Origin of the sequence: Rhodococcus sp. HNM0563, from assembly GCF_012726195.1 — a bacterium.
GTDB lineage: Bacteria > Actinomycetota > Actinomycetes > Mycobacteriales > Mycobacteriaceae > Rhodococcus.
In genome coordinates this window covers 134,302-150,924 of record NZ_JAASAF010000012.1, presented here as the reverse complement: position 1 = coordinate 150,924, position 16,623 = coordinate 134,302, and the positions used below count along the sequence as shown (strand labels likewise).

Here is a 16,623-nt window from a genome sequence, read left to right as displayed (position 1 = left end):
TTCGAGGTACCCGCGCTCGATTCACGGCGACCTGGTGCGCGTGCTGCCGGGACCGGGTGAACGCCGTTGCAGATGCCTCTCACCTGCGGTTCTTCGTCGACAGGGGAGAGGACGGCCGTTCCGGCGGCGCGGCGACCTGCGAGTTCCGCGCTGCGGGATCCGCGTGCATTACCGCACGGATTTTCGAGTGGAACGGCGGGGGTCGGGTTCGCAATCGTCGGCGCGCGTGAGTACGGTCGCTATCGCCGCTGGTTACAGCGGTCGAAGACTGTTTTCCAACGATGAGACGGAGGAACCGTGGCCCTTCCCCAGCTGACTGACGAGCAGCGCGCCGCTGCTCTGGAGAAGGCGGCTGCTGCCCGTCGTGCCCGGGCAGAGCTCAAGGAGCGCCTGAAGCGTGGCGGCACCGACCTCAAGCAGGTGCTCGCTGACGCCGAGAACGACGAGATCCTCGGCAAGATGAAGGTGTCTGCCCTGCTCGAGGCACTGCCGAAGGTCGGCAAGGTCAAGGCGCAGGAGATCATGACCGAACTGGAGATCGCTCCGACCCGCCGTCTGCGCGGACTCGGTGATCGCCAGCGCAAGGCACTGCTTGCCAGGTTCGATTTCGAAGCCTGAGCACCGTGGTAGCTGACGCACAACCTGTGTCGGACAGCGCACCCGAGACGCGAAGGGGTCGGCTGGTCGTTCTGGCCGGCCCCTCCGCCGTCGGGAAGTCGACTGTCGTGCGCGTTCTGCGCACCCTTGTACCGGATCTGCTGTTCAGCGTGTCGGCGACGACCCGCGATCCGCGACCCGGCGAAGTCGAGGGACACGACTACTACTTCGTCACCAGGGATGCCTTCGATCGCATGATCGACAACGGCGAGTTGCTCGAATGGGCGGACATCCATGGTGGCCTGCAACGATCGGGAACGCCTGCCGCGCCGGTGGAGGAAGCGCTGAACGCCGGCCGGCCCGTACTCGTCGAGGTCGATCTCGCCGGTGCACGCGCTGTGCGCGCTGCGATGCCCGAGGCCACACTCGCATTCCTTGCACCACCCAGTTGGGAGGTGCTCGTCGAGCGGCTGACCGGTCGAGGCACCGAATCCGAGGACGTGGTGGCTCGCAGACTCGAGACCGCGCGCACCGAACTCGCGGCGAAAGACGAGTTCGACACGGTGATCGTCAACGATGATGTCGACCGCGCTTGCGCGGAGTTGGTATCCTTGTTGGTCGGATCCCGCGCTACCTAGCCGACGTTCGCGACCGACCCCCTCGGCCGACTGCGGTTCGGGGCGCATCCGCCACAGTTTTCATTCCCGCCAATACTCAGGAGAACACCGAGTGAGCAGCATTCAGGCAGCCGCGACCGACCTGGCGGGCGACGCCCTCCCGGTCTACGACACCCCGCTGGGTATCACCAACCCGCCGATCGACGAGCTGCTCGAGCGTGCGTCCTCGAAGTACGCGCTGGTGATCTACGCGGCCAAGCGTGCCCGCCAGATCAACGACTACTACAACCAGCTCGGCGACGGCATCCTCGAGTACGTCGGCCCCCTCGTCGAGCCGGGCCTGCAGGAGAAGCCGCTGTCGATCGCGATGCGCGAGATCCACTCGGATCTGCTCGAGCACACCGAAGGCGAGTGAACGCTCCGGCTGTCGACGGCGTCCCGGACTCCGGGCGCCGTCGCGTCGTCGTCGGGGTTGCCGGTGGGATCGCCGCCTACAAATCCTGTGCGCTGATCCGCGCCCTCACCGAGGCCGGGCACCAGGTTCGTGTCGTGCCGACCGAATCCGCTCTGGAGTTCGTCGGGCGTGCCACCTTCGAAGCGCTCTCCGGGAACCCCGTGCATACGGGCGTGTTCACCGATGTGCCGCAGGTGCCGCACGTGCGGCTCGGTCAGGAAGCCGATCTGGTCGTGGTGGCCCCCGCGACCGCGGACCTGATGGCGCGTGCCGCTACCGGACGCGCCGACGATCTGCTGACCGCGACGCTGCTTACTGCGCGTTGCCCGGTGATGTTCGTGCCCGCGATGCACACCGAGATGTGGGAACACCCCGCCACGGTCGAGAACGTCGCCGCCTTGCGCCGACACGGCAGCATCGTCGTCGAGCCCGCGTCGGGACGACTGACCGGCAAGGACACCGGAGCCGGGCGCCTGCCCGAACCGGATGAGATCTTCGCGCTGGCCTCATTGCTCCTCGAACGCGCGGACGCCCTGCCCCGCGACCTCGCAGGTCGCCGCCTGGTGATTTCGGCCGGCGGTACCCGTGAACCGCTCGATCCGGTGCGTTTCCTCGGAAACCGTAGCTCCGGTAAGCAGGGCTACGCGCTCGCGCGCCTCGCCGCGCAGCGCGGCGCCGAGGTCACCCTCGTCGCGGGGGCGGTCGCCGGACTCGACGATCCGGCTGCGGTGAACGTGGTGAGGGTCCAGACCGCACAGCAGATGGGCGATGCCGTTGGCAAGCACGCCGTCGGCGCCGACGCCGTGATCATGTCGGCGGCCGTCGCGGATTTCCGTCCCGCAACCTTCGCCAGCAGCAAGATCAAGAAAGGTGCGGGGGAGCCGGACTCGATCGCCCTGACCAAGAACGACGACATCCTCGCAGGTCTGGTGCAGTCCCGCAGCGACGGCAGCCTGTCGGCCGAGACGGTCATCGTCGGGTTCGCTGCTGAGACCGGGGACGAACAGGGCGATGTGCTCACCTACGCCCGCGCGAAGCTCGCCCGCAAGGGGTGCGACCTGCTCGTGGTCAACGCGGTCGGCGACGGTAAGGCCTTCGAAGTCGATCACAACGACGGGTGGCTGCTCGCGGCGGACGGCTCGGAGACCGCACTCGCGCACGGCTCGAAGGCCCTCATGGCCAGTCGCGTGCTCGACGCCTTGCGTCCGCTGCTTCCCCCGCCGAGTTGATCGCAACCCATCCGGCAATGTGCTCGAGTGATTTTCAGCACTCGCGCCGACGCTCCGGGAGCAGTAGCGTCGGCACGTGGTCGGATGTGTCCCGATCATCGGCATTCGTGTTCCACCAGGTACGGTTCAGCGCTACATCCAACAGGCGAGAGGGAGTTCTGTGAGCAAGACCGGCGGTCGTCTTTTCACCAGTGAGTCCGTGACAGAAGGACATCCGGACAAGATCTGTGACGCGATCAGCGACTCCGTCCTCGACGCGCTGCTCACCGCGGATCCCCGCTCGCGCGTGGCGGTGGAAACCCTCGTGACCACCGGACAGGTTCATGTCGTCGGTGAGGTCACCACCTCCGCCTACGCAGACATCCCCAAGATCGTGCGTGACCGTGTCCTCGAGATCGGATACGACTCGTCGTCCAAGGGATTCGACGGAAACTCGTGTGGCGTCAACATCGCAATCGGCGCGCAGTCGCCGGAGATCGCGGGTGGCGTCGACGTCTCCCACGAAGCACGCACGGGCACGTTGACCGACGACGAGGTGGCCCTGCAGGGAGCCGGCGATCAAGGCCTGATGTTCGGCTACGCCTGCTCCGACACCCCCGAACTGATGCCCCTTCCGATCTCCCTTTCGCATCGGCTCGCCCGACGGCTCACCGAGGTCCGGAAGACCGGTGTACTCCCGTACCTGCGGCCGGACGGCAAGACCCAGGTCACCATCGAGTACGACGGCGACATCCCCGTTCGTCTCGACACCATCGTCATCTCCACGCAACACGCCGCGGACATCGATCTGAACAACCTGCTCGCCCCCGACCTGCGCACCCATGTCGTCGATGCCGTGCTGGCCGACCCCAACCTCGCGCAGCTCGACACCTCCGACATCCGGCTGCTGGTCAACCCGTCCGGGTCGTTCGTGCTCGGCGGCCCGATGGGCGACGCAGGGCTTACCGGCCGCAAGATCATCGTCGACACCTACGGCGGCATGGCACGCCACGGCGGCGGTGCGTTCTCCGGCAAGGACCCGTCGAAAGTGGACCGTTCGGCCGCCTATGCCATGCGCTGGGTCGCGAAGAACGCCGTCGCCGCCGGCCTGGCCGACCGCATCGAGGTGCAGGTCGCGTACGCTATCGGTAAGGCCGCACCCGTCGGGCTGTTCGTGGAGACCTTCGGCACCGAGAAGACCGATCCCGCACAGATCCAGCAGGCCATCGGGGAGGTGTTCGATCTGCGCCCCGGCGCGATCATCCGCGACCTCGACCTGCTGCGGCCGATCTACGCGCAGACCGCCGCGTACGGCCACTTCGGTCGCACCGACATCTCCCTGCCCTGGGAGAGCACCGACCGCGCCGAGAAGCTCCGCGCGGCCGCCGGTCTGTAACCCGGGGATCGGGTAGCGGTGGCCGAGCCACGACGCGCTGCCGAAGTCGACCCGGTCGCGCGGGTGCTTCCGCTGCTTCCGCTGCCGCACCTCGACCGCGAATTCGACTACCTGATCCCGCACGAGTTCGACGCGGACGCCCGACCGGGCGTCCGCGTCCGCGTGCGGTTCGCAGGGCGGCTCGTCGACGGATTCCTGCTGTCCCGCGTCGCGACGAGTGATCATCCGGGCAAACTGGGCTGGCTCGATCGCGTGGTGTCCGGGGAAGTGGTCCTCACCGAGGAGATCGTCGGACTCGCCGACGAGGTCGCCACGCGCTACGCCGGGACCCGCGCAGACGTCTTGCGACTCGCGGTCCCGCCGAGACACGCCCGAGTCGAAGCCGAACCCACCCGCGTCACCGCGGTGCCCCCGGTGCCCGAGATCGATCACGCGGCGTGGGCCCGCTACCGACATGGGGCCAACTTTCTCGAAGCGCTCGGCGCCGGTCGTGCCGTTCGTGCCGCGTGGCAGGTACTTCCCGGCGACGACTGGCCGCGACGACTCGCCGAGCTCGCGGCAGTCGTCGCGTCCGATGACCGCGCGGCAGTGCTCGTCGTCCCCGATCAGCGTGACCTCGACCGGGTCCTGTCCGCGTGCATCGAAGTTGCCGGGACCGAACACGTCGTGGGTCTCGCGGCCGGTCTCGGTCCCGCGCAGCGTTATCGACGCTGGCTGGACGCATTGCGCGGCTCGGCCCGCATCGTGGTGGGGACTCGCGCCGCCGTGTTCGCCCCCACACCGCGGCTCGGACTGCTCGTCATCTGGGACGACGGCGACGACCTACACTGCGAACCACGTTCGCCCTACCCGCACACCCGAGAGGTTGCGGCGCTGCGCGCCCACGCCACGGGTGCTTCGGTCGTCGTTGCGGGGCACGCGCGCACCGCCGAGACCCAGGCGCTCGTCGAGGCCGGATGGGCACATGATCTGATCCCGTCCCGTGAGCTGCTGCGCGCGTGCGCACCCAAGGTCACCGCGCTCGCCGACAGTGATCAGGCATTGGCTCGTGATCCTGCGGCCCGAGCAGCCCGCCTCCCCGCGATCGCGTTCGCGGCGGCCCGTTCCGCGCTCGCTGCGGGGCACGGTGTGCTGGTGCAGGTACCGCGTCGCGGCTATGTCCCGGCTCTGGCGTGCGGTAAGTGCCGGGCACCCGCTCGGTGCCGCCGCTGCAACGGGCCCCTGGCGTTGCCGTCGGCCGGTGGACCCGACGGGGCGGCGGTGCCGGCCTGCCGGTGGTGCGGTGTTGCCGACGCCACCCATCGGTGTCATGCGTGCGGTGCTCGGTCATTGCGCGCGGTGGTGGTCGGAGCAGGACGCACCGCCGAGGAGTTGGGTCGAGCGTTTCCCGGTGTGCCGGTCGTGACGTCGGGAGGCTCGGAGGTGAAGGCCACGGCACCCGAAGGTGCCGCTCTGGTGGTGTCGACCGTCGGTGCGGAACCTGTGGTGCCCGGAGGATACGGCGCCGCGCTGCTGCTCGACGGTTGGGCGCTGCTCGGCCGCGCCGACCTGAGGGCCGCAGAAGAGACGATGCGCCGGTGGCTCACTGCGTCGGCGCTGGTGCGGTCGTTCTCGGACGGCGGTCAGGTTGTCGTGGTCGCGGATTCCGGGATCCCGACCGTGCAGGCGCTGGTGCGCTGGGATCCGGTCGGGCATGCGCGCAACGAAGTCGCCGAGCGCGCAGAGGTCGGTTTCCCGCCCGCCGTGCACATGGCCGCGATCGACGGGGGAGCGACGGCGGTGGCCGAACTGATCGCGGCCACACATCTGCCCGACGGTGCCGAGGTGCTGGGACCGGTTCCGTTACCGCCCGGTCAGCGGCTGCCGTTCAGCGCCGACGATCCGGAACCCGACGAGGTGCACCGCATGCTCATCCGGGTTGCCCGCAACCGTGGACGGGAACTCGGTCTGGCGTTGCGGCAGGCGCAGGCGACCCGCACAGCACGCCGAGCGAATGGGCCGCTGCGTGTCCAGATGGACCCGCCGAAGATCGGCTGACGGGATCAGTGCCCGTGCAGATCGGCCCGCAGCGCGGGAAGCATCTGTGCGGTCAGTGGCGCGATGTCGTCCGGGATGTCGTCGAGGCCGAGGTCGAGCCAGCGCACCTCGTCGATCTCGGCGGCCGGCCCCCCGATCGGCACCGTCGGATGTGCGAACACGGTGGCCTCGACCTCGAAACCGGCTTCGTTGGCGGCCGCGGCCCGGAACACTCCGAGCGGTCGCAGGGCGTCGGGGTCGAGACGTACGCCGAGTTCCTCGTCGAGTTCACGGATCAACGTTTCGGCGGCCGTCTCACCCGGTTCGGGCTTTCCGCCGGGAAACATGAAGCGATCGGTTCCGCGCTTGCGGACGGTCAATACCGACGAGCCTTCCGCATTGCGCAACACGACTGCACTGACGGTGATCACTCCGGTCGTTGCCACCCCGACATGCTAGCCGCGCCCCGCGGGTGACCCATCTCTCTCTCCGTGGAATCTCATGTCGGCGAGACAGCTCCACTGTTTCAGGTCACAATTGTGTCGGGTCGGGTTCAGAGGAAGGAAGCCGCTGTGCGGACACATCGGACGGTGGGTGCGGCCGTGGTGGGTGCGCTGTGCAGCCTCGCTCTCGTCGCAGGTCCAGCGGGTGCCCAACCCGCCGGAAGCTCCACCGCTTTCGTGCCCTCGACCCCCGGTCCGGTAGTTCGCACTCACGCAGAGGCTGCCGAGTACGCCGAGACTCACCGGGGTGCAGCGCCCGCCGGCGCCAATGACTTCACCTGCCGACCGTCGAGCGAACATCCGAAGCCGGTGATCCTGGCACACGGCACCGATTCCAACAGCTACTCGGACTTCGCTGCTCTCGCTCCACTGCTCGCGGAGTCCGGTTGGTGCGTGTTCGTCCTGGACTACGGCCTCGCCGCGGGCGACGAGGAGTACGGCACCGGAGACATCCGTGTCAGCGCCGCTCAGCTCGGCGGATTCGTCGACACCGTACGCGCGGCCACCGGTACCGACGAGGTCGACCTCGTCGGCTATTCGCAGGGCGCCACCGTCGCCCGCTACTACATCAACGAACTCGGCGGCGCCGAGTTCGTCGACCGCTGGGTAGGTGTCGCGTCGCCGAGCTACGGAGGAACCTTCTACGGTCTCGGTGCCGCTGCCGCGCTGGTACCCGGAGCGTTGGAGATCGCACAGGAGTCGTTCTCCGAAGCGCTCGTCCAGCAACTCGAGGGCTCGGAGCTGCTCGCCGAGGTCAACACCCCCACCGATACTGTGCCCGGAGTGCAGTACACGACGATCGGCACGAATGTCGACGAGGTGATCCAGCCTTCCGGCAACGTCGCACTGCGCAGCGGTGGCGCACTGAACTACGTGATCCAGGAGCTGTGCCCGCAGAACCTGACCGGGCATTTCAACATGGTCTACGACCCGTTCGCGCTGTCCCTGATTCGGCATGCTCTGGATCCGGACCGATACGGTCTCGGCGAGTGTGTTCCCGTGGCGTTGGGCACCGGCATCCCCGAGATGATCATCCAGAGCAACTTCTGAGTCGCCGACAGTCGGCTGCTCCGATCTGCCACCCGTCGACTCCCTAGACTGTGGGAATCATCGTCGTCGAGATTCGGGAGCAGTATTCGTGACACGTCCGACCGGACCCCGCCCCTCCGCACCACCTCGAGTCGAAGCGGTGGTCCGCTGACATGCGCGTCGTCTTCGCGGGCACACCCGAGCCTGCTGTCCCGTCGCTTCGCCGACTGATCGAATCCGACCGGCACGAGGTCGTGGCTGTGGTGACCCGCCCCGACACCACCGCAGGCCGCGGTCGCAAAGCCGTCCGGTCGGCCGTGGGCCGGCTCGCCGACGAGCACGGCATCGAGGTGCTCACCCCGCGCTCACCGCGCGACCCCGAGTTCGTGACCCGACTGACCGAGCTGGCACCCGACTGCTGCCCGGTCGTCGCGTATGGCGCGTTGATCCCGCAGGACGTCCTCGACATCCCCGCCCAGGGATGGGTCAACCTGCACTTCTCGCTGCTCCCGGCGTGGCGCGGCGCCGCACCGGTACAGGCCGCACTCGCCGCAGGCGACGAGATCACCGGCGCGAGCACATTCCGGCTCGAGGCCGGCCTCGACACCGGTCCCGTCTACGGCGTGGTCACCGAGACCATTCGCCCCACCGACACGGCCGGTGACCTTCTCGACCGCCTCGCCGACGCTGGAGCGATCCTCCTCGAATCGACCCTCGACGGTATCGCCGACGGCATACTCAGCCCCGTACCCCAATCCTCCGAGGGAGTCTCGCTGGCCCCGAAGATCACAGTCGACGCGGCCCGGGTCACGTGGACGCATCCCGCGCACGTCGTCGACCGCCACATTCGTGCCGTGAGCCCGGCACCCGGCGCGTGGACCATGATCGGTGACCTGCGTGTGAAGCTCGGACCCGTCACCGTAACGGACGAAACTCTCGAACCCGGCGAGCTTCTCGCCCGGAAGGACGGCCTGTTCATCGGGACGGCAACCAGCGCCGTCCGGCTCGGCACCGTCCAGCCACCCGGCAAGAAGGCGATGGCCGCCGCTGACTGGGCGCGCGGCGCCCGCCTCGACACCGAAGTGAGTGCACAGTGACCGAATCCCGCAGGCCCGCACGGCGTCCCGGAAAAGGAACCGGCGATCGCAACCCGAAACCGCGTCAGGCCCGCCGCCCATCGCAGTCCGCGGTCGATCCCGCGCGCACCGCCGCGCGCGACGTGCTGCGCGCGGTCCGGGACCGTGACGCCTACGCCAACCTCGTCCTTCCCGCGCTGTTGCGTGAACGTAAACTCGATTCCCGCGACGCAGCGCTCGCAACGGAACTCACGTACGGTGCGTGCCGCGCTCAGGGGATGCTCGACGCGGTCATCGAGTCCGCCGCGCAGCGTCCTGTGGACGAGATCGACGGTGCGCTGCTCGATGTGCTGCGCCTGGGTGCCTACCAGCTGCTGCGGACTCGCGTCGCGCATCACGCTGCTGTCGCCACCAGTGTGGATCTGGTCCGCGCCGAATTCGGCCAGGGCCGAGCAGGATTCGTCAACGCGGTGCTGCGGCGAGTGGGGGAGCAGACAGAGGGGCAATGGGTCGAACGGCTCGCTCCGGACGCGGACCGGGATCCGGTGGGACACCTCGCGTTCCGCCACGCACACCCGGTGTGGATAGCGCAGGCGTTCGCGCATGCACTCGGCCCGGACGCCGGGGAGCTCGCCGAGGTGCTCGCTGCAGACGATGCCCGCCCGATCGTGCACCTCGTGGCACGCCCCGGGATCATCACCGCCGAAGAACTCGCGCTCATCACCGGTGGGGAACAAGGCAAGTGGTCGCCGTACGCGGTGCATCTCGACCACGGCGACCCCGGCCGGCTCGAACCCGTCCGCGAAGGCATGGCCGCCGTGCAGGACGAAGGTAGCCAACTCGTCGCCCGGGCATTGACCCTGGCTCCGCTCACCGGCGACGACGGTGGACGCTGGCTCGACCTGTGCGCCGGACCGGGTGGCAAGGCCGCGTTGCTCGGTGCGCTCGCCGACCTCGACGGGTTCACCGTCGATGCCGTCGAACCGGTCGAACACCGCGCCGACCTGGTTCGCAAGACCGCTCGTGGTCTGCCGGTCACCGTGCATGTGGCGGACGGACGCGAACCGGGTCTCGAACCCGGCTACGACCGTATCCTCGTCGACGCGCCCTGCACCGGGCTCGGGGCGTTGCGCCGCAGGCCCGAGGCGCGGTGGCGCCGCCGACCTGGCGATGTCGCCGACCTGGTGCGCCTGCAGAAGCAACTTCTCGCATCTGCGATCGGATTGTTGCGTCCGGGCGGTGTCGTGCTGTATTCGACGTGCTCGCCGCACGTGTCCGAGACGGTGGCGGTCGTCGCCGACGCGGTGCGCCGCTACGGGGTCGAAGAACTCGACACCCGCGAACTCGTCCCGGGGGTGCCGCAACTCGGTGCAGGGCCGGGCGTGCAGCTGTGGCCGCATCGGCACGGCACCGACGCGATGTTCATGGCGGCACTGCGTAAGCCGGTGGAGTAGCCGGCTCCCGACCGTGCTGTCCGGTGACCGTTGGGCCTGGTGGCACGGGTCGGGCGCAACCACGACGAGTGTCGAAAGATGAAGACTCTCTCATCTTCGCTTCACGAACTGTTCACGCCGAGGCCAGAACATTGTGGTCATGGCAATCGTGAAGCGGATCTCTGCGCTGGTAGCCCTGTTGGTGATTCCGGCGGGCCTCGCATGGGCGGGCCAGTTACTCGGCGGCCATGCCGGGTCCCCGGACGTGGGCAACGCTTCGATCACGGTGTCGGTCGATCCCCGCGACCCCGGCAGGACCGACGACGCTCCCCGCGTGCGCGGACCGCAGTCGCAGTCACCCGGTGACGGCGCAGAGGAAACCGACGCGCCGGGCCCGGAGGCGGTGCGTCCCGGTCCGGTTCCTACGGTCGAACCTGTCGCGCCGACGGCAGAGAACACGGCGCCTCCCACACCTCAGATCTCCGATGTGCAACGTCAGCCGCTACCCGCTCCCGCACAGGAATGGGACGACGACTGGGACGATGACGATTGGGACGACGACACCGAGGATGATGACTGGGACGACGATGGCGAGTGATGAGGTGGTTGCATCGCGAGGGTCGGCCCTGCCTGCCCGCTGGCGCATCCTCACCTGGATTCTCCTCACCACCGCCGTCGCGCTGGTGTCGGTCGTTGTCACGGCCCGCGCGTTGCTGCTCAACGATGTCGACCACGACGCGAACGCCGACATCACCCAGGAGATCGACGAGTTCCGCGCCTTCGCGTCCGTCGGTGTCGACCCGACCACCGCCGCGCCGTTCACCAGCGTGGACCGGATGCTCGAGGTGTACCTGAACCGGCAACACACCTCGGAAGGTGAGGTGATCGTCGGGGTCGTCGGTGGTGACCTGCTGTTCGATCGGCGTATCGCCCTCGACAGGCCGGACCTGCCGCCGGGCCTGACCGAGGACGGAAATCTCTTCGACCAGATGCTTGCCACACCTACCAGTTCGGGCGTCATCGACGCCCCGGGCGGCCGGGTACGGTGGGCCCGTTCCGACGTCACCTCGGGTAGCGACGACGGCGCGCTCATCGTCGCGGTGTTCACCGCCGAACAACGAGCGCAGGTCGGCGAGACCATCCGCACCATCGCGCTCGTCGCGGTCGGAGGACTCGGACTCACCGCAGTCATCGGCTGGCTTGTCGCTGCCCAGATCCTCGCCCCGATCCGGCAGGTGCGCGAGGTCGCCGCGTCGATCGGAGAGAAAGACCTCACGAGTCGGGTGCCCGTCCACGGGCGCGACGATATTGCTGCGCTCGCCGAAACCTTCAACTCGATGCTCGATCGCTTGGAACAGGCTCACGCAACCCAGCAACGGTTCGTCGACGACGCCGGACACGAATTGCGCACGCCGATCACCGTGATCCGCGGGCACCTCGAAGTGATGGAACTCGACCGAACCACCGATGCCACCACCCGCGCCGCGACTCTTCGCCTCGTCGAGGACGAGCTCGATCGCATGGCCCGCATCGTCAGCGACCTGCTTGTGCTTGCCAAGGCCGAACGCCCCGATTTCGTGACGTGCCGCGACGTGGACGTCACCGACCTGACACTCGACATCGAAGCCAAGGCACAGATGCTCGGAACCCGCGACTGGCAGCTCATGGAAGTGGCAGAGGGGGTCGCCGACATCGACAGCCAGCGTGTCACCCAGGCCGCGTTGCAGCTCGCCACCAACGCGGTCTCCCACACTCACGCCGGCGACGTCATCCAGCTCGGATCTGCCTTCGTCGTCGATGACGGGCATCGTCTGTTCCGGGTGTGGGTGAAGGACACCGGTCCCGGTGTGGCACCGGAGGACGCGAGTCGCATCTTCGAGCGGTTCCGGCGTGGTAACCCCGGCCCTGCCGACGTCGACGGGCCGGCACCCGAACGTGGCGGTGCGGGACTCGGATTGGCGATCGTGCGGGCCATCACCGACGCCCACCACGGTTCGGTGTGGGTGGACAGCATCCCGGGAGAGGGCGCCACTTTCGGTATCGACCTCCCTGTGGACGGTCCCGGTGCGCGCGTCCACGCCACCGGCCACCGTGAACACACCGAGCCGGGCCCCCGCGAGCCCGTATCAGCTCCGACCTTGGAGAGGCCGTAATCCATTGAGCCGCATCTTGATCGCCGAGGACGACCCACGGATCGTCGCCTTCCTGGATAAGGGGCTGCGCGCCGCCGGCTACACCATCACCCATGCGGGCGACGGGGAGACGGCGCTGCTGCTGGCCCGCAGTGACGCGTTCGACCTGGTCATCCTCGATATCGGGCTGCCCAAGATGGACGGGTTCACCGTGCTCGACCGGCTCAGGGGCGAAGGGGTCCGGACTCCGGTCATAGTGCTCACCGCACGCGACAGCGTCACCGACACCGTCGCAGGGCTCGAAGGCGGAGCCAACGATTACGTCAGCAAACCGTTCCAGTTCGCCGAACTCCTCGCACGGATCCGGCTGCGGATCGGTGACGTCGGCGCGACCGATCCGACGTCGGTACTGGGCGACGGCGATCTTGCACTGGACCTCCGTACCCGCCGCGTCGAGGTCGGTGGCGCCACAGTCGACCTCACCAGCCGCGAATTCTCCCTACTCGAGGTGTTCCTGCGGCATCGCGGCCAGGTGCTCTCCCGTGAACAGATCCTCGGGCACGTGTGGGGCTACGACTTCGACCCGGCCTCCAACGTCGTCGATGTGTACGTGCGCGCGTTACGCAACAAGATCGGCGGCGACCGGGTGGAGACGATCCGCGGAGCGGGGTATCGGCTGCGATGACGTACTTCGCGACCACACCACCGCGCGCGCCGACAACCTCGCCGCGCTCACCTCGGCGGGAGCGGCACCTGCCGACCCCGGGTCGTTTGTCAGCCCTTGTCGTCCTGTTCGTCGCATGCGCAGGCATCGTGTATCTCGCCCGCACCGATGTCGCTCTGAGCGCGGACGCCGCACTCACCCTGATCGTGTTCGTGATTGCGGTATGGCTGTGGATCTTCACCCGTGTCGACGACACCTATATTGCGCTCGGTGCTGCCGCGACCCTCACCGCCGTGGGAGTCACCGACGCCGATGCGCTGTTCGCCGCGCTCGGCGACGACATCGTGTGGCTGCTCATGTCGGCGTTCGTCATCGCCGCAGGCGTTGCCTCCTCCGGGCTGGCCACCCGCGGCGCCGCGTTCCTCGTCACCGGCGCGCGAACCCCACGGGCTCTGATCCACCTGGTGACCGCGGCGCTGGTGGTGTCGGCGTTCGCCGTACCGTCGACTTCGGGGCGTGCGGCGCTCGTGTTGCCGGTCTTCGTCGCGATTGCCACCGTCCTGGCGGACCGCCCCCGGCTGGTGCGTGCCCTGGCGCTGCTGTTCCCGACGGTGATACTGCTGTCGGCCGTGGCATCGCTGCTCGGCGCCGGTGCACACCTGATCACGAGCCGGATCGTCACCACCGCGACCGGCAGCGGATTCGAATTCGCGACGTGGATGCTGCTGGGATTGCCCCTGGCGATCGTCTCGTCGCATGCTGCGGCGGAAGTGGTGCTCTGGATGTTCACCGACGCGGAGGACCGTCATCGGGGCCTGTCGATCACTGCCGAGGACATCGGTGCGCAGTCCTCGACTCCGGTGACCGGTCCGTTGACCGTCGCCGAGTCCCGGGCAGCGCTGCTGCTCGCCGTTGTGATTGTGCAGTGGTGCACCGAGCCGCTGCATGGCATCCATCCTGCTGTGGTGGCGCTGCTCGGCGCGCTCGTGGCAACCTCACCGCGCTACGGCTCCGTGAAGCTCGGTGCCGCGCTGAAAACCGTGCCGTGGACACTGCTGCTCTTCATGGCCGCGACCCTGTCGATCGGCACCGCGCTCACCACCAGCGGCGCCGCGGACTGGCTCGCAACCACCGCGTTCGGTCCGCTCACCTCACGCGGTGCGGCAGCGGGACCGCTGTTCGTCGTGGTCGTCGTCGTGATCTCGACCGCCGCGCACCTGGTGATCCAGTCGCGTTCGGCACGGTCGGCGGTGCTCATTCCCGTGGTTGTGGCACTCGCACCCACGGTAGGCGTCGATCCTCTTGCGGCAGCATTCATTTCGACCGCCGCAGCCGGTTTCTGTCTGACATTGCCCAGTTCCGCGAAACCGGTGACGCTGTTCTCGTCGGTGCCGGAGGTCCCCACCTACACGAGCAGGGACCTGCTGTGGTTGTCCGCGGTTCTCGGCCCACTCAGCGCCGTGCTTGTGCTCCTGTTCGCCTGGTTCGTGTGGCCGCTGCTCGGCATGCCGCTGTTCCCGTGATTCCACCCGTGGTCACCCTCTGAATTGTTCTCCCCTCACCGATAGGAGTGGCGTAATGGCATTGAAGGTTCCGCACCGAATTCTTGTCGCACCCAGCGGATTCAAGGAGAGTCTCGACGCACCTTCTGTTGCGTCGGCGATCGCGATCGGGGTCCGGAGGGCGCTGCCCGGCGTCGCCGTCGACACCGTTCCGATCCCGGACGGAGGGGAGGGCACCGCCGCGATCCTCGCGGCGGCCACCGGAGGCACTCTCGTTCCGGCCACGGTCACTGGCCCTGTCGGCGAGCCCGTGGTCGCGCAGTGGGCGCGACTCGGGGGTGCCTCCGCGGGCACCGCAGTGGTCGAGATGGCTTCGGCTGCCGGCCTGCGACTTGTGCCCGGCAGCCGCCGCGACCCGGTGCGACCACCACCCGGGGTGTCGGCGAACTCATCGCCGCTGTGCTCGACGACGGGATCCGCCGCATCGTCGTCGGATGCGGTGACTCCGGAACCAGCGACGGCGGCGCCGGCGCCCTGCGCGCACTCGGCGTTCGGATCCTCGACCGGGACGGACATGATCTTCCCGACGGCGGTCGCCACCTTGTGCGAGCCGATCGACTCGACCTCGACGCCCTGCACCCGGCCCTCGCTGATGCCGAGATCGTCCTTGCCTGCAACACCCACAATGTGCTGTGCGGGCCGCAGGGGGTCGCCCGCGTGTTCGGTCCCCAGAAGGGCGCGACTCCCACGCAGGTCGACGAACTCTCCGCCGCGCTGAGCAGGTGGGCGGAGGTGCTCGAACAACACTGCACTACTCCTGGATTCGATATCCGGACCGGTCCCGGAACCGGGGCGTCCGGCGGGCTCGGCGCGGGACTCGCAGCGCTCGCCGGGGCACGTATCGCATCCCGTTTCGACGTGCTGCTCGACAGCGGACTGTCCGGCATCGACCTCGACGGTCTCGTCGCCCGCGCCGACCTGATCATCACCGCGGAGGGAAGCATCGACTTCCAGACGCCGCACGGCAAGGTGCCCGCCGAGATCGCGCGGCGCGCTCAGCAGGTCGGGGTTCCGGTGCTCGCGCTCGCCGGGTCGCTCGGCCGCGGCGCCCCGGACGTGCACGACGTCGGGATCGGCGCGATTGCGTCGATTATCCCCGTCCCGATGAAACTCGAAGAGGCCGTCGCCAACGGACACGAGCTGCTGGTCGACGCCGCTGCCCGGTCCATGCGGTTGCTCATGCTCGGCTCCGCTGTCGCATGCCGGAACAGGGGACGAGGCAAGAAGAACAAGCGCCGGGTGGCCGCGGTGACCGCAGCCTGACGCGCACAGAGCAGGATGCCGGATTCGACGGATTCCCGATCCGCAGCCCTGCAGCAGCGATGATTCTGCAGTCCCGAAAAGGTCGAAATTCGACATGAGGACACTCGCGATCACCCAGAACATCACCCTCGACGGCGCCATCGAGATGCTCGGCGACTGGTTCGATCCGATGGGTCAGGACCCGGAACTGCTGGACGCAACCCGTTCACAGTCCGAAGACTCCGACGCGATCCTGCTGGGTCGGCGAACCTTCGAGGACTTCCGCAGCTTCTGGCCAGAGCAGACCGACGACCACACCGGGATAACCGACGAACTCAACCGCATCGAGAAATACGTCGTCTCGTCGACGCTGGCCGATCCCCGATGGCAGCACTCGACCGTGCTCACCGGCGACTGGATTGCCCGGGTTGCGGCCCTGAAAGAACAGGAAGGCCAAGACATCGTCGTCACCGGCAGCATCATGCTGACCCACGGCCTGATCGAGTCCGGTCTGGTCGACGAGTACCGACTGTTCGTTTATCCCATTGTCCAAGGTCGGGGGAGACGTTTGTTCCCCGACGGGTACGAGGCAACCGGCCTCCAGTTGATCGAGGCCCGAGGCTTCCGGAACGGCGTCTCCCTGCTGCGCTACACCGCCTGATCGATAGGAGCGCGCGGTCTCCCGCGACGTGAG

General features: G+C 68.2%; 15 protein-coding genes and 1 pseudogene. 15 read left to right on the top strand and 1 reads right to left on the bottom strand.

From position 1 onward, the window contains the following. Positions 1 to 297 precede the first annotated feature (297 nt). From mihF to HCA61_RS23480, 6 genes are all read left to right on the top strand, one after another. Entirely contained in the window at positions 298 to 618 is a 321-nt protein-coding gene (gene mihF / locus HCA61_RS23505; RefSeq protein ID WP_054720859.1) for an integration host factor, actinobacterial type, read from the top strand. Positions 619 to 623: 5 nt separating this feature from the next. After that, positions 624 to 1,235, top strand: a complete 612-nt coding sequence (gmk, locus tag HCA61_RS23500) for a guanylate kinase (RefSeq protein ID WP_169690597.1) — start codon at positions 624 to 626, stop codon at positions 1,233 to 1,235. Between the two features lie 91 nt (positions 1,236 to 1,326). Further along, entirely contained in the window at positions 1,327 to 1,629 is a 303-nt protein-coding gene (gene rpoZ / locus HCA61_RS23495) for a DNA-directed RNA polymerase subunit omega (protein WP_169690596.1), read from the top strand. Further along, positions 1,626 to 2,897 carry a bifunctional phosphopantothenoylcysteine decarboxylase/phosphopantothenate--cysteine ligase CoaBC gene (gene coaBC / locus HCA61_RS23490; RefSeq protein WP_169690595.1) on the top strand — a complete coding sequence of 424 codons (1,272 nt, stop codon included), beginning with the start codon at positions 1,626 to 1,628 and terminating at the stop codon, positions 2,895 to 2,897. The genes rpoZ and coaBC overlap by 4 nt, the downstream gene beginning before the upstream one ends. 160 nt (positions 2,898 to 3,057) lie before the next feature. Beyond that, positions 3,058 to 4,272 (top strand): methionine adenosyltransferase, encoded by a 1,215-nt coding sequence (gene metK / locus HCA61_RS23485; protein WP_169690594.1) that lies wholly within the window; start codon positions 3,058 to 3,060, stop codon positions 4,270 to 4,272. Positions 4,273 to 4,290: 18 nt separating this feature from the next. Further along, a complete protein-coding gene (locus HCA61_RS23480; RefSeq protein ID WP_247274663.1) occupies positions 4,291 to 6,309 on the top strand; it encodes a primosomal protein N' in 2,019 nt (672 codons plus the stop codon). Between the two features lie 5 nt (positions 6,310 to 6,314). Here the strand turns inward: HCA61_RS23480 and HCA61_RS23475 are convergent, their stop codons facing one another. Next, the gene (locus HCA61_RS23475; RefSeq protein WP_169690593.1) at positions 6,315 to 6,734 is read right to left on the bottom strand and encodes an NUDIX domain-containing protein; all 420 of its coding nucleotides are present in this window, start codon (positions 6,732 to 6,734) and stop codon (positions 6,315 to 6,317) included. Positions 6,735 to 6,860: 126 nt separating this feature from the next. Between HCA61_RS23475 and HCA61_RS23470 the strand changes: the two genes are divergently transcribed. From HCA61_RS23470 to HCA61_RS23430, 9 genes and pseudogenes are all read left to right on the top strand, one after another. Continuing rightward, entirely contained in the window at positions 6,861 to 7,841 is a 981-nt protein-coding gene (locus tag HCA61_RS23470; protein WP_169690592.1) for an alpha/beta fold hydrolase, read from the top strand. Between the two features lie 152 nt (positions 7,842 to 7,993). After that, on the top strand, positions 7,994 to 8,917 hold the full coding sequence (gene fmt / locus HCA61_RS23465; RefSeq protein ID WP_169690591.1) for a methionyl-tRNA formyltransferase: 924 nt from the start codon (positions 7,994 to 7,996) through the stop codon (positions 8,915 to 8,917). After that, positions 8,914 to 10,350 carry a transcription antitermination factor NusB gene (locus HCA61_RS23460; RefSeq protein WP_169690590.1) on the top strand — a complete coding sequence of 479 codons (1,437 nt, stop codon included), beginning with the start codon at positions 8,914 to 8,916 and terminating at the stop codon, positions 10,348 to 10,350. The genes fmt and HCA61_RS23460 overlap by 4 nt, the downstream gene beginning before the upstream one ends. A 139-nt stretch (positions 10,351 to 10,489) precedes the next feature. After that, complete coding sequence (locus HCA61_RS23455) at positions 10,490 to 10,927, top strand: hypothetical protein (protein WP_169690589.1); 438 nt, start codon at positions 10,490 to 10,492, stop codon at positions 10,925 to 10,927. Further along, positions 10,917 to 12,482, top strand: coding sequence for a HAMP domain-containing sensor histidine kinase (locus tag HCA61_RS23450; protein WP_169690588.1), 1,566 nt, complete (start codon positions 10,917 to 10,919; stop codon positions 12,480 to 12,482). The genes HCA61_RS23455 and HCA61_RS23450 overlap by 11 nt, the downstream gene beginning before the upstream one ends. Positions 12,483 to 12,486: 4 nt before the next feature. Then, on the top strand, positions 12,487 to 13,146 hold the full coding sequence (locus tag HCA61_RS23445; protein ID WP_169690587.1) for a response regulator transcription factor: 660 nt from the start codon (positions 12,487 to 12,489) through the stop codon (positions 13,144 to 13,146). 86 nt (positions 13,147 to 13,232) lie between these two features. Further along, the gene (locus HCA61_RS23440) at positions 13,233 to 14,648 is read left to right on the top strand and encodes an SLC13 family permease (protein WP_240960035.1); all 1,416 of its coding nucleotides are present in this window, start codon (positions 13,233 to 13,235) and stop codon (positions 14,646 to 14,648) included. A 55-nt stretch (positions 14,649 to 14,703) separates the two neighbouring features. Further along, a pseudogene (locus HCA61_RS23435) lies at positions 14,704 to 15,950 on the top strand (glycerate kinase). Between the two features lie 94 nt (positions 15,951 to 16,044). Next, on the top strand, positions 16,045 to 16,590 hold the full coding sequence (locus HCA61_RS23430) for a dihydrofolate reductase family protein (protein WP_169690585.1): 546 nt from the start codon (positions 16,045 to 16,047) through the stop codon (positions 16,588 to 16,590). Positions 16,591 to 16,623: the final 33 nt, after the last annotated feature.

What these genes read in the sequence shown, in the direction of transcription:
- fmt (WP_169690591.1), top strand. Translation starts at nt 7,994, where the DNA reads ATGCGCGTCGTCTTCGCGGGCACACCCGAGCCTGCTGTCCCGTCGCTT.
- HCA61_RS23455 (WP_169690589.1), top strand. Translation starts at nt 10,490, where the DNA reads ATGGCAATCGTGAAGCGGATCTCTGCGCTGGTAGCCCTGTTGGTGATT.
- HCA61_RS23450 (WP_169690588.1), top strand. Translation starts at nt 10,917, where the DNA reads ATGGCGAGTGATGAGGTGGTTGCATCGCGAGGGTCGGCCCTGCCTGCC.
- HCA61_RS23430 (WP_169690585.1), top strand. Translation starts at nt 16,045, where the DNA reads ATGAGGACACTCGCGATCACCCAGAACATCACCCTCGACGGCGCCATC.